General features: G+C 66.3%; 12 protein-coding genes. 9 read left to right on the top strand and 3 right to left on the bottom strand.

What is annotated here, in order from left to right:
* Positions 1-111: 111 nt before the first annotated feature.
* From ACFWP0_RS22910 to ACFWP0_RS22950, 9 genes are all read left to right on the top strand, one after another.
* Positions 112-1,083 carry a M23 family metallopeptidase gene (locus ACFWP0_RS22910; RefSeq protein WP_377846172.1) on the top strand — a complete coding sequence of 324 codons (972 nt, stop codon included), beginning with the start codon at positions 112-114 and terminating at the stop codon, positions 1,081-1,083.
* A 190-nt stretch (positions 1,084-1,273) separates the two neighbouring features.
* The gene (gene secA / locus ACFWP0_RS22915) at positions 1,274-4,009 is read left to right on the top strand and encodes a preprotein translocase subunit SecA (RefSeq protein ID WP_377845957.1); all 2,736 of its coding nucleotides are present in this window, start codon (positions 1,274-1,276) and stop codon (positions 4,007-4,009) included.
* Between the two features lie 15 nt (positions 4,010-4,024).
* Positions 4,025-4,744, top strand: coding sequence for a VOC family protein (locus ACFWP0_RS22920; protein WP_377845959.1), 720 nt, complete (start codon positions 4,025-4,027; stop codon positions 4,742-4,744).
* Positions 4,745-4,938: 194 nt separating this feature from the next.
* Positions 4,939-5,694: a GntR family transcriptional regulator gene (locus ACFWP0_RS22925; RefSeq protein WP_377845961.1), complete on the top strand. Its 756-nt coding sequence runs from the start codon at positions 4,939-4,941 to the stop codon at positions 5,692-5,694.
* On the top strand, positions 5,691-6,677 hold the full coding sequence (locus ACFWP0_RS22930; protein WP_377845963.1) for a tripartite tricarboxylate transporter substrate binding protein: 987 nt from the start codon (positions 5,691-5,693) through the stop codon (positions 6,675-6,677). The genes ACFWP0_RS22925 and ACFWP0_RS22930 overlap by 4 nt, the downstream gene beginning before the upstream one ends.
* Positions 6,678-6,735: 58 nt before the next feature.
* The gene (locus ACFWP0_RS22935; RefSeq protein WP_377845965.1) at positions 6,736-8,430 is read left to right on the top strand and encodes a thiamine pyrophosphate-binding protein; all 1,695 of its coding nucleotides are present in this window, start codon (positions 6,736-6,738) and stop codon (positions 8,428-8,430) included.
* 219 nt (positions 8,431-8,649) lie between these two features.
* Positions 8,650-9,429, top strand: a complete 780-nt coding sequence (locus tag ACFWP0_RS22940; protein WP_377845967.1) for an SDR family oxidoreductase — start codon at positions 8,650-8,652, stop codon at positions 9,427-9,429.
* 19 nt (positions 9,430-9,448) lie between these two features.
* Entirely contained in the window at positions 9,449-9,907 is a 459-nt protein-coding gene (locus tag ACFWP0_RS22945; protein ID WP_377845969.1) for an Lrp/AsnC family transcriptional regulator, read from the top strand.
* A gap of 160 nt (positions 9,908-10,067) precedes the next feature.
* Complete coding sequence (locus ACFWP0_RS22950) at positions 10,068-10,679, top strand: gamma-glutamylcyclotransferase (protein ID WP_377845971.1); 612 nt, start codon at positions 10,068-10,070, stop codon at positions 10,677-10,679.
* Positions 10,680-10,695: 16 nt separating this feature from the next.
* Here ACFWP0_RS22950 and pagP read toward each other — a convergent pair whose 3' ends face one another.
* From pagP to ACFWP0_RS22965, 3 genes are all read right to left on the bottom strand, one after another.
* The gene (pagP, locus tag ACFWP0_RS22955; protein ID WP_377845973.1) at positions 10,696-11,250 is read right to left on the bottom strand and encodes a lipid IV(A) palmitoyltransferase PagP; all 555 of its coding nucleotides are present in this window, start codon (positions 11,248-11,250) and stop codon (positions 10,696-10,698) included.
* Positions 11,251-11,384: 134 nt separating this feature from the next.
* Entirely contained in the window at positions 11,385-12,857 is a 1,473-nt protein-coding gene (mgtE, locus tag ACFWP0_RS22960) for a magnesium transporter (RefSeq protein ID WP_377845975.1), read from the bottom strand.
* Positions 12,858-12,867: 10 nt separating this feature from the next.
* A complete protein-coding gene (locus tag ACFWP0_RS22965; protein ID WP_377845977.1) occupies positions 12,868-13,278 on the bottom strand; it encodes an acyl-CoA thioesterase in 411 nt (136 codons plus the stop codon).
* Between the last annotated feature and the right edge of the window lie 38 nt (positions 13,279-13,316).

Raw genomic sequence — 13,316 nt, forward strand, 5'->3', positions numbered from 1 at the left:
CCCAGGGCGGTATTTTCTACCCGCCGGCTGGAACTGGAACGTTGACGGTATGAAGTGGGTCTATTCATCCCGGCTCTAAGAATTAGGAAGCAAACCTTGAAAATAGTGATTATGCACGCCCGAGAGGGGCAGGACGGGCATTTCACCCTGGGAGGCGCGCATCTGGCGTTGTTTCTGGGGGCCGCCCTGATGACGGCGGCGATCTTTGGCGCCGCGCTACAACGATACATCACTCCCATCCTGCCGGCTGTACATACGGTGGGCTGGCCGTTGTCGGACCAGCCGGGCCGCGACGCCGATTTCCTGCGCGGAAACATGAACTTGCTCGCCGCGAAAGTCGGCGCGCTGCAAGCCAAGCTGGTCAGCATCGACGGACTGGGCCAGCGCGTGGCCAAGGTGGCCGGCGTGGCCTACACCGATCCCGAACTGGCCAAGCAATTGGCCGTGGCGCAGCCTGAAGCGCTGACGCAGCCGGAAGCCACCCAGGTCATGGACGATCTTTTCACCGATCATCCACCGCCCAGCGCGGCCTCGGCCGAGGCGCTTGGCCGCCAGCTGGACGAAATCCAGGCGCGACTGTCGCAGCAGACGGACAACCTGCGGCTGCTGGACGCCGCGCTGACCAAGCGTTCGGCGGACCAGGCGCGCATGCCGACCGCCATGCCGATCACCGACTACCCGTATCTGTCGTCCTCGTACGGCTGGCGCCGCAACCCGGTGACGGGGCGCACCGCCATGCACGAGGGGCTGGACTTCGCCGCGCCTCCCGGCACGCCCATCCTGGCCGCTTCCGGCGGGGTGGTGCTGGAATCCAAGTTCCAGCCGGGCTACGGCAACATGGTCGAGATCGACCACGGCGACGGACTGATCACCCGCTACGCCCATGCCTCCTCCCTGATGGTCAAGCAGGGGCAGCTTGTCGAACGCGGCCAGCAGGTGGGCCGCGTGGGAAGCTCGGGCCGCTCCACCGGCCCGCATTTGCACTTTGAAGTCCGCCTTGCCGGACAGCCGCTGGATCCCCGCCTGTTCCTGGGGCCGCAACAGCACGCGCCGCCCACCGTCGCCCAGGCCGCCGCGCCTTGAACCCCTGGCGCGCAGGCTGGTCAAACCGGCCGACAGTGATACCCTGGCCATAGGTCCAGGCTATTACGCTCCAGGTGCGTTAAACTGGTTCGTTTCCCAGCGGACCCCCGCTCAACCAATAACATCAAGTCACGGGTGACGCTGCCCAAGCATTTCCGAGTGTGGCGTGGCTCGTGCGGCCGACATACGCATGGTTTCTCTGCTCAAAAAACTCATAGGTAGCCGCAACGACCGGCTGCTTAAGCAGTATCGCAAGCTGGTAACCCAGATCAATGGGCTCGAACCCAAGATCTCCGCGCTCTCCGATTCGGAGCTGGCGGCCAAAACCGAGGAATTCCGTTCCCGTCACGCCCAGGGCACAACCCTGGACGACTTGCTGCCCGAAGCCTTCGCCGTCGTGCGCGAAGCCGGCAAGCGGGTATTCGGCATGCGCCACTTCGATGCGCAATTGCTGGGCGGCATCGCCCTGCACAGCGGCAAGATCGCTGAAATGCGCACGGGCGAGGGCAAGACCCTCATGGCCACGCTGCCGGTCTACCTGAACGCCATCGCCGGACAGGGCGTGCATGTGGTCACGGTGAACGACTACCTGGCCCGCCGCGACGCCGAATGGATGGGGCGCCTGTACCACTTCCTGGGCATGAGCACCGGCGTGGTCGTGCCGCAGCAGCCCAACGAAGAGAAGAAGGCCGCCTACGCCGCCGACATCACTTACGGCACCAATAACGAATTCGGCTTCGACTACCTGCGCGACAACATGGAATACCGTGTTGAGGACCGCCGCCAGCGCGTGCTGTTCTACGCCATCGTCGACGAAGTGGACTCGATCCTGATCGACGAGGCCCGCACGCCGCTGATCATTTCCGGCCAGGCTGAAGACCACACCGAGCTCTACATCCGCATGAACGCGGTGCCGCCGCTGCTCAAGCGCATGGCCAGCGAGCCCAAGCCGCAGGAGCCGGAACCCGAAGGCGACTACTGGGTCGACGAAAAGAGCCAGCAGGTCTACCTGTCCGAAGCCGGGCACGAGAACGCCGAAGCCATCCTGGGCCGCCTGGGCATCCTGCCCGAAGGCGAATCGCTGTACGACCCCCGCCATATCGCGCTGATGCACCACCTGATGGTGGCTCTGCGCGCCAACAACCTGTTCTTCCGCGACCAGCAGTACGTGGTGCAGGACGGCGAAGTGGTGATCGTCGACGAATTCACGGGTCGCCTGATGGTGGGCCGCCGCTGGTCCGACGGCCTGCACCAGGCCGTCGAGGCCAAGGAAGGCGTGAAGATCCAGCACGAGAACCAGACGCTGGCGTCGATCACGTTCCAGAACTACTTCCGCATGTACGAAAAGCTGTCCGGCATGACCGGCACGGCCGACACGGAAGCGTACGAGTTCCAGGAAATCTACGGGCTTGAAACGGTCATCATCCCGACCAACAAGCCCATGATCCGCAAGGATCAGAACGACCAGGTCTTCAAGACCGATGGCGAGAAGTACAACGCCATCCTGGAAGACATCCGCGACTGCCACGAGCGCGGCCAGCCGGTGCTGGTGGGCACCACCAGCATCGAGAACTCCGAGCTGCTGTCGGGCCTGCTGAAGAAGGCCAAGCTGCCGCACGAAGTGCTGAACGCCAAGCAGCACGCCCGCGAAGCCGAGATCGTTGCCGAGGCCGGCAAGCCGGGCCACATCACCATCGCCACCAACATGGCCGGCCGCGGCACCGACATCGTGCTGGGCGGCAGCGTCGACAAGCAGGTCGACCTGATCCGCGCCGACGAATCGCTGTCCGATGCCGAAAAGGCCGTTCGCATCGAGAAGGTGCGCGCCGAATGGAAGCCGCAGAACGAGCAGGTCAAGGCCGCGGGCGGCCTGCGCATCATCGGCACCGAGCGCCACGAATCGCGCCGCATCGATAACCAGCTGCGTGGCCGCGCCGGCCGCCAGGGCGACCCGGGCTCGTCCCGCTTCTACCTGTCGCTGGAAGATTCGCTGATGCGCATTTTCGCGGGCGACCGCGTGCGCGCCATCATGGAACGCCTGAAGCTGCCCGAGGGCGAGCCCATCGAGGCCGGCATGGTGACGCGTTCGATCGAAACCGCGCAGCGCAAGGTGGAAGGCCGCAACTTCGACATCCGCAAGCAATTGCTGGAATACGACGACGTGGCCAACGACCAGCGCAAGGTGCTGTATTCGCAGCGCAACGACGTGCTGGAAGCCGCCAGCGTCGGCGCCACCGTGCAGAACCTGCGCGACGCCGCCGTGACCGATCTGTTCAATACCTACGTGCCGCCGGAATCGGTGGAGGAGCAGTGGGACATTCCCGCGCTGCAAAAGGCGCTGGAAGCCGACTGGCACCTGCATCTGCCCCTGACCGAGATGCTGGAAAAAGAAGCCAGCCTGACCGACGAAGACCTGCGCGAACGCGTGGTGGCGGCGGCTCGCGATGCCTACCAGGCCAAGGTCGACCAGGTCGGCGCGGAATCGTGGTCGCAGTTCGAACGCTCGATCATGCTGCAGGCGATCGATACGCACTGGCGTGAACACCTGTCGGCGCTGGACTACCTGCGCCAGGGCATTCATCTGCGCGGCTATGCGCAGAAGAACCCCAAGCAGGAATACAAGCGCGAAGCCTTCGAGCTGTTCTCGGGCATGCTGGACCGCATCCGCGACGACGTGGTGCGTGTGCTGATGACGGTGCGCGTGCAGTCCTCGGAACAGGTCGAGCAGGCCGAAGCCGAAGCGGCGCAGCCGCATGTGCAGAACGTGCAGTACCACCATTCCGACTACGACGAAGCCCTGGCCTCGACGGCGTCGGACGAGGGCGCCCAGCCCGTGCGCAACGCAATGCCCAAGGTCGGCCGCAACGACCCGTGCCCCTGCGGCAGCGGCAAGAAGTACAAGCAGTGCCACGGCAAGCTGGTCTGATAAAGGATAGCCACCATGCTGCATTCCGTCGGCCGCACTGAATTCGACCACGCTGTCGTCATGGTGCGCGACCGGCTGGATGCGCTGGCGCCGCATTTCGAGCGCCAGGGTTTCCACCTGAGCGACAAGGCGGTGCACAACCTGGGGTCGTGCAACCGCCTGATCGTGCTGGAAAGCACGTATGTCGAGCTGCTGGGCTGGCCGCCGGGCGCGCCGCCCGCGCGCAAGGAAATCGCCGATTCGCCGTTCGGGCTGGAAGCGCTGGTGTTTCGCACCCACGACGCCGAAGCCACCTACCAGCGTCTGCGCGACGCGGGCTTCGCCGTGAATCCCGTGCAGGAGCTGACCCGTCCCGCCATGCTGGACGGAGAGGAAGTAGAGGCGCGGTTCCATACCGTGCGTTTTGCCGAGCAGCCGCTGCCCGGCATCCGCATGTATTTCTGCCGCCATCTGACGCCCGAGTGCGTCTGGTCGCCGGAACTCATGGCCCATCCGAATGGCGCGCGCAGCCTGCAGCGCATCGACGCGCGCGCGGCCGATGCCCGCGGCGTGGCTGAACGCCTGGCGCTGGTGGCCGACGTCAAGGCCGAGCCCGCGAGCGGCGGCTGGGACGTGCCCTTGGCCAACCTGCGCATCCATGTGCGGCAGGACGCCGCCGCGCAGACCCCCGCGCTTTCCACGCTGACCCTGGAAAACCGGGACGGCGCGCACTACACGCTGGATACCGGCCTGTAGCCTGCGTCCCTGCGGGGGCGCCTTTCGGCGGGCCGTTGCCGGCCTGACGCTTTTCCCTTCTTTTTGCACGCGACCGCGCCTGGCGCCGTGGCGCGATTGCGCGCGCGTCCGGGCAAACCCGGGTTGCCGCACAAAGTGTATGCACTTTAGTATGCACTTCATCTCCACTGGAAACTGGCCTCAGGCGATCCGGTATGACGCAACCCCGACCCGCAATCCGACCCGTTGCCCGCACCTCGGCCGGCCAGGCCGAGCTGTACGGCGCGGTCAAGGCCATGGCCGTGCGCTTCGAGTTCAAGCCGGGCGAACGCATCAACGAGGTCGAACTGGCCCGCCGGCTGAACGTCAGCCGCACGCCCCTGCGGGAAGTGCTCAACCAGCTCATGGTCGAGGGCTTTTTGACCCGGTCCGTGAACCGGGGCTTCATCGCCCGCTTGCTCGACGCCAAGCAGATCCACAGCCTGTATGAGTACCGCGCGGTGCTGGAGGCGGGCATCGTGCGCGCGGCGTGCGAGCGCGCCACCGACGAAGAGCTGGCCAGCCTGCGGGCGTTCGTGGAACGCTCCCGCGACGAGCCGGAAGACAGCGACGCCGCGCGCCTCTTGGAACTGGACGAGGCTTTTCACGTGGCCCTTGCCCGCTATTCGCGCAACGACGAATTCGTGCGCGCGCTGGAAAGCGTTAATGCGCGCATCCACTTCGTGCGCTGGATCGACATGCAGCAGGGCCGCCGCAGCCATACGCAGGGCGAGCACCTGCGCATCGTGCAGGCGCTGGAGCGGCGCGACATCGAGGCCTTGCCTGGCCTGATGAGCGCGCATATCGGCCGGCGGCTGGACCAGATCACCGACGTCATACGCACCGGTTTTTCAACGATTTACATGCGGGACCAGGCCGAACCCGCCACGGCAGCGCCGGCCAACACCACAACAGCAGGGGAAAAGAAATGAACCACACGATGAAGCGGGTACTGGCGGCGGTATGCACGCTGGCCGCTGCAGGGGGCGCCGTTATCGCCACGCCCGCCGTAGCCGAGGAACGGCCATTGATCCTTGTCGTGCCGTACCCGCCGGGCGGCAGCACCGACATCCTGGCTCGCATTTTGCAGCCGCGCCTGTCGCAGCAGCTGGGCGGGCGCGCGGTGGTGGTCGAAAACCGCCCGGGCGCCGCCAGCCAGATCGCCACGGCCTTCGTGGCGCGCGCGGAACCGGACGGCAATACGCTCCTGGTCAGCTTCGACAACCACGGCATCAACCCCGCCGTGAAGCCCAAGCTGCCCTACGACACGTTCAAGGACTTTGTCGCGATCGGGCAAACCGTGCGCTTTCCGCTGGTGATCGGCGCGAATCCGAGCGTGCCCGGGGACAACCTGAAGGAGTTCCTCGCGGCAGCCGCCAAGCAGCCGCCGAACAAGTTCAACTACGCCTCGACCGGCGTCGGTTCGCTGAACCACCTGGCGCCCGAAGAGCTCAAGCGCCTCTCGAAGGTCGAACTGCTGCACGTGCCGTATGGCGGCGGCGGGCCGGCCATTCAGGCGGTGGTGGGCGGACAGGCCAACATGACCTGGCTGAGCTTCGCGGCGCTGCGCGGGCAGATCCAGGCGGGCAAGATCAAGCCGCTGGCCGTGGCCGGCGAGAAGCGCCTGCCCGAATTGCCCAATGTGCCGACGGTGGCCGAGTCCGGCTTCCCCGGCTTCGTCGCCTATTCGTGGAGCGGCATGTTCGCCCCGAAGGGCACGCCCGAGGCCACGGTGAAGAAGCTGACGGCGGACTTCAAGGCCGTGCTGGCCGACCCGGAAATCAGGAAGAAGGTGACGGAGGCAGGCTTCGAGATCGTGGCGTCCGACGGCCCGGCGCTGGATGCGTACGTGAAGTCGGAGTACGACCGCTGGAGCGCCTTCATCAAGAGCAGCAACATCAATCTGGACAACTGAGCGGTGGCGGCCGGACGGCGCGCCGTCCGGCCCTGCCTATGAAACACGTGGAGATGACATGGAAAACCTGACCGGCGCCGAAGCCATGGTGCGGATGCTGCAACACAACGGCGTCAAACATATTTTCGGCTTGTGCGGCGACACCAGCCTGCCGTTCTACGACGCGCTGTACCGTCTGGATCACGGCATGCAGCATATCCTGACGCGCGACGAGCGCAGCGCCGGATACATGGCGGACGCCTATGCCCGCGTGACCGGCAAGGTCGGCGTGTGCGAAGGCCCCAGCGGCGGCGGCGCGACCTATCTGCTGCCCGGGCTGGTGGAAGCCAACGAATCGTCGATCCCCGTGCTGGGCATCACCTCGGACGTGGCGGTCGGCTCGCGCGGCAAGTACCCCCTGACCGAACTGGACCAGGAAGCGCTGTACCGTCCGCTGACGAAATGGAACCGCACCATCGACCGCGCGGACCAGATTCCGGGCATGGTGCGCGCGGCGTTCCGCGCCATGACGACCGGCAAGCCCGGTTCGGCACACCTGTGCTTTCCCTATGATGTGATGAAGCAGCAGGTGGATGCATCCGATGTCTGGGCGCAGCCCGAGCATGCGCGCTTTCCGTCGATGCGCTTCGCGCCGGATCCGGCCGACGTGGCGCGCGCCGCGCAGCGCCTGGTGGGCGCCCGCGCGCCGGTGATCATTTGCGGCGGCGGCGTGGTCATTGCCGGCGCCAGCGGCGCATTGCAGGAACTGGCCGAGGCGCTCAAGGCCGCGGTGTGCCTGACTGTCAGCGGGCAGGGCAGCCTTGCCGACACCCATCCGCTGAATGCGGGCGTGGTGGGCTCCAACGGCGGCGTGATGGCCACGCGCGACGTGGTGGCCGCCGCCGACGTGGTGCTGTTCGTGGGATGCCGGGCGGGTTCGACTTCGACCGAGCACTGGCGCTTCCCCAACCGCGATGTGCCCATCCTGCACATCGACATCGATCCGATGGTGATCGGCGCCAACTACCTGACCGAAGTCGGCCTGGTGGGCGATGCGAAGCTGGCGCTGGAGGCGCTGGGCGCCGAAGTGCAGGCGCGCCTGGCGCACCGGCCCTCGGACGCGGCGGACGGCGCGGTGCTGGCCGGCCGCGCCAAGGCGGCGCGCCTGGCGCAGCTGGAGCCGCTGGCCAACAGCCTGGAGGCGCCCATCCGTCCCGAGCGTGTGGTGCAGTCGCTGAATCGCCTGCTGCCCGATGACGCCGTGGTCTGCGCCGATCCGGGCACGCCTTGCCCCTACTTTTCGGCCTACTACGATGTGTCGCGGCCGGGCCGCCACTTCATCACCAACCGCGCGCATGGCGCGCTGGGCTTCTCGATGTCGGCGGCGCTGGGCGCCTGGGTCGGCCGGCCGCAGTCCAAGTGCGTGTCGGTGATGGGCGACGGCAGCTTCGGCTTCACGGTGGGCGAGCTGGAAACCATCGTGCGGCACAAGGCGCCGCTCTTGCTGATCGTGTTCTCGAATTCAGTCTACGGCTGGATCAAGGCCAGCCAGAAGGCCGGCTACGACGAGCGCTACTACAGCGTGGATTTCAACCGCACCGACCATGCGCGCATTGCCGAGGCCTATGGCGTGAAGGCGTGGCGCGTCGAGGATCCGGCCAAGCTGGATGCCGCCATCAAGGCCGCCATGGAGCACGACGGCCCCGCGCTGATCGATGTGGTGGCGCAGCCGCTGCAGGACGCGGCGGCGCCCGTCAGCCAATGGATGGGTTGAGGCGGTAGCCGCGCCAACACGAATGGGGCCCGTCAGGGCCCCATTTTTTTGCAATGCAGGGATTCGAACGGGAAACGCTTTGCCAGGTCCGGCGGCCAGGCGCGGCGGATAGGGAAAAATTCCATTCCCGGAGCCGCCGGGCGCTCCTATACTGATCCGCTTCGGCGGGGCGGGCCGTTGGGGCCCGTCGCCATACGCGCGGGACAGAGGAGTCAGGCAATGGATCTGGGGATCAGCGGCAAGACGGCACTGGTGTTTGGCGGCAGCCGGGGCATGGGGCGGGCGTGCGCCCTGCAATTGGCGCGCGAGGGGGTAGCCGTGACCATCGCGGCGCGCAATCCGCAGACCCTGGAGCAGGCCGCCGCCGAGATCTCCCGGGAAACCGGGGTTGGCGTGGGCTGGGTATCGGCGGACATGACCCTGCCCCAAGGCCGCGACGCGGCCATCGCGGCCTGCCCGCATCCCGACATCCTGATCAACAACGCCGACGGTCCCTTGCCGGGAGACTTCCGTAACTGGTCGCGCGAAGACTGGCTTGCGGCGCTGGACGCCATGATGCTGGGCCCCATCGATATGATCCGCCGCGTGGTGGACGGGATGGTCGAGCGGCGCTTTGGCCGCATCGTGAACATCGTGTCGCGCAGCGTGAAGGCGCCGCATGCCGAGCTGGGCCTGTCCAACGGGGCGCGCTCGGGCCTGATCGGCTTTGTCGGCGGCCTGGCGCGCCAGACGGTGCGCCACAACGTCACCATCAACAACCTGCTGCCGGGCGCCTTCGCCACGGATGCGCAGGCCAGGCACATACAAGGCATGCTGGAGCAGTCCGGCAAGACCTTCGAGCAGCTCTGGGACGAGCGCGCGCGCTCGAATCCCGCCGGCCGTTATGGCCAGCCCGAAGAACTGGGGGCGCTTTGCGCCTATGTCTGTTCCGCGCACGCCGGCTACATGACCGCGCAGAACCTCCTGATCGACGGGGGCGGCTACCCCGGGACCTACTGAGATCGCGCCGAGGAAACCCATGGACCAGACAGACATCAAGATACTGGCCCTGCTGCAAAAGGACGCCACCTGTTCGGTCGCCGAGGTCGCCGAACAGGTCAACCTGTCCGTGACGCCCTGCTGGCGCCGCATCCAGAAGCTCAAGGACGACGGCGTCATCGCGCGCAACGCCATCTTGCTGGATCCCCGCGCGCTGGGGCTGAACCTGACGGTGTTCGTGTCCATCAAGACCAGCCAGCACAACGAGAAATGGACGCAGAGCCTGATCAACGCGGTGATGGCGCTGCCCAACGTGGTGGAGTTCCACCGCATGGCGGGCGATATCGATTACCTGCTCAAGGTGGTGGTGGAAGACATGGCGGCCTATGACCGCTTCTACCGCCGGCTGATCGGCGCCGTGGACCTGCTGGACGTGAGCGCCAGCTTCTCGATGGAGATCATCAAGAGCACCACGGAACTGCCGCTGGACGCGGTGTAGGCGCGGGCGCGCAATTTTTTTCCTCGGGCGGGCGCTGCCGCGGATGCAAATTTCTTTCGGCGTGTTGCGCAGGCCCCATCTCGCAATTCTTTTGCTCTGGCGACGGCGTAGGATATCGATCACTCCAGCCATGGAATGAACCGGGATATCAGAGGACCCTATGTCGTTGGCAGTACCCGCCGGCTGCGCCGGTCTGGCAAGAACGCGGCAAGCGCTTTCGGTGGATGACCTGCTGGCCGGCTGGAACGGCGTGGACGACCTGTGGGTGTTCGCCTACGGATCCCTGATATGGCATCCCGGCTTTGCCTGGCGCGAGCGCCGGCTGGCGACCGTGCGCGGCTACCACCGGTCCCTGTGCCTGTGGTCCCACGACCACCGCGGATCCCCGGACAATCCCGGCCTGGTGTTCGGACTGGACCGCGGCGGCTGCTGCCGCGGCGTCGCTTTCCAGATAGCCGCCTGCGATGTGCCCGCCGTGTTCCAGGCGCTGTGGCGCCGCGAAATGGTCACGGGCGCCTATGCCCCCCGCTGGCTTACCTGCCATACCGAAGCCGCGCCGGTGCGCGGACTGGTGTTCCTGCTGAACCGCGCTTGCCAGGAGTACGCGGCCGGCATCAGCGACGACCGCCTGCTGGCGTCCGTGCGCAACGCCGTCGGCCATTCCGGGCCTTGCCTGGACTACGTGGTGGAAACCGAGCGCGCGCTGCGCGCCCATGGCATCGACGATTGGCGCCTGGGAGACCTGGTCCGCAAGCTGGGCCACGCGTTCTGAGGGTTGGCCTCAGGCGTCAGAAATGCCAGCGCCCGAACATGAACAGGACGTTGCCCGCGCCGCTTGAGCCCGGGATGTAGGTGGCGTAGAGCATGGCGTCCTTGTAGCCCGCGCTCACCAGCGGCAAGATGCCGGGGAAGGGCACATAGCTCATGATGTCGTGGCGCGCCGTGAGGAACACGGTATAGCCCGCACCCAGCCGGAAGTTCTGGCTGACCTGTCCGATCTTCAGGAAGCCATAGCCCGCGATGGGCTGGACCTTGCTGTGCGAATCCAGGAAGGCCATGCCGTACAGGCCCTGCCAGTCGCCGTCTTCGTCGTAGAGGCTGCGGCCGTATCCGCCGCCCCATGCCAGTTCGTTGAAGCTGTCGATTTTTTCGCGGCTGTACGTGGCGCGGTTGTGCCACGCGTACCCGCTTACGTAGAGGTCGTTTCCGCCTTCCGTCCAGATCTGGTCGAGGCGGCTGCAGGCGGAATGCGCCCAGGAGGGCAGGCTTTCACAGGATTGGGCGGGGGCGGCGAAAACGGAGAGCAGCAGGCAGAATAGCGCTGCCCGGAGTCTGGCGGTCATTGCGGGCACTGAAGGGAAAATGACAATTCCATTACTGTAATGGAACGGTCATCCTCCCACCTGTCAGGCCGCTTTCAATCGCGTCGATCAGGGTGGCGTACGGTGAAAAATCGTACGGGTCCGTCGTGCGCAGGCTACAGCAGGAAGATCGTGGCCAGGCCCAGGAAGATGAAAAACCCCAGGGAATCGGTGGCGAACGTGAGCAGCACCGAAGACCCCATCGCCGGATCCTTGCCGAAGCGCGCGCGCACCATCGGCACCAGCACGCCGACCGAGGCGCCGACCAGCATGTTGCAGATCATGGCGGCCATCATCACCAGCGCGATGGACAGCGAATGCGAGATCACCCAGGCGAACAGGGCTGCCACGAGGCTGCCGCAAAGCCCCACCAGCAGGGTCACGAACAGTTCGCGCTTGACCAGCTGCCACAGGTTGCGCCCGGTGATCCGGCCCATGGCCAGCGCCCGGATGATCAGCGTCATGGTCTGGTTGCCGGAGTTGCCGCCGATGCCCGCCACGATTGACATCAGGAACGCCAGGATGACGATCTGGCTGACCGTGCCCTCGAACTGCGATGCCACGAATGAGGCCGTGGCGGCGGTACAGAGGTTAAAGAGCAGCCACGGCGCGCGGTTGCGCAGGGCGGTCGTGACGGGGGCGAAGATGTCTTCTTCCTGCAGGCCGGCGCGGGATAGCGCCTGCTCTTGCGAGTCTTCGCGCATCACGTCCACCACGTCGGCGATGGTGACGCGGCCGATCAGGCGGCCCTGGTCGTCCATCACGGGGGCGGACACCAGGTCGTAGCGTTCGAAGGCGCCGGCGGCGTCGGCATCGGAATCCAGCGGGTTCAGCGCCAGGAAGTCCGCATTCATGACGGCGCGCACCTCGGTTTCGGGTTCGCTGACCAGGAGGCGCGACAGGGGCAGGATGCCTTGCAGCTTGTCCTGGCGGTCCACCACGAAGATCTGGTCGGTGTGGTCGGGCAGTTCGTGCAGGCGGCGCAGATAGCGCAGCACCACTTCGAGGGTGACGTCCTCGCGCACGCGGACCATCTCGAAGTCCATGATCGCGCCTACGCTGTCTTCCGGATAGCCCATGGCCTCCAGCAGCTGCGCGCGTTCTTCCTCGGTCAGGCCCTTTTGGACTTCCGCAACCACGTCGGGCGGCAGGTCGGGGGCCAGGTCCGCCAGTTCGTCGGCGTCCATGCTGCCGGTGGCGGCGACCAGGTCCTGGCGGTCCATCGCTTCGATCAGCGATTCGCGCACCCAGTCTTCGACTTCCAGCAGGACGTCCGCGTCGTGCTCGGGGCTGACCAGCTTCCAGATGGACTGGCGCTCGTCCTTGGGCAGCGATTCCAGGATGAAGGCGATGTCCGCCGGATGCAGGCCATCCAGCAGGGTCTTGAGCTCGGCCTCGTGCTGGCGGTGCACCAGGTCTTCGACCAGCGGGGCCTTGGCGTCGCCTTCTTCCTGGCGATGCACCAGGTCGGCGACCAGTTGCTGGCGGCGCAGGCGCTCCTGCACTTCCGCCAAGGCGGTCTGGGCGTCTTCCGGGTCGAGGCGGCGGGGCGTCGCGGGCGGTTTCTGCGCGGCGGCGGACTGCGTCATGCGTTACGGCTCAAAGTGTGGGGAGGGGGCGGCTGCGCCGCGCTTCGTCGGTGGCGACGTACGTCAGCGTGGCCTCGGTGACCTTGACGACTTCGGCGTCCAATCGCTGGCGTTCCGCGTAAACCTCGACCGACACCGTGATCGAGGTGGTGCCGGTCTTGACGATGGATGCGTAGAAACTGAGCAGGTCGCCCACGAATACGGGCTCTTTGAACTGGAAGGCATTGACCGCCACGGTGGCCACGCGTCCGGCGGCGCGGCGCGCGGCGGGGATCGATCCGGCGATATCCACCTGGGCCATGATCCAGCCGCCAAAAACGTCCCCGTGGATGTTCGCATCGGCCGGCATCGGCATGACGCGCAACACCACGTCGCGATGGGCAGGCAAAGTCGTAAACGGGGTTTTGGTGCTGGAGGTCATGCGGCCGACTCCAATGCAAGGGAACCAGCCGATTATGC

The sequence above is a fragment of the Achromobacter sp. NPDC058515 genome (assembly GCF_042721735.1).
In the GTDB taxonomy this organism is placed as follows: Bacteria; Pseudomonadota; Gammaproteobacteria; order Burkholderiales; family Burkholderiaceae_B; genus Achromobacter.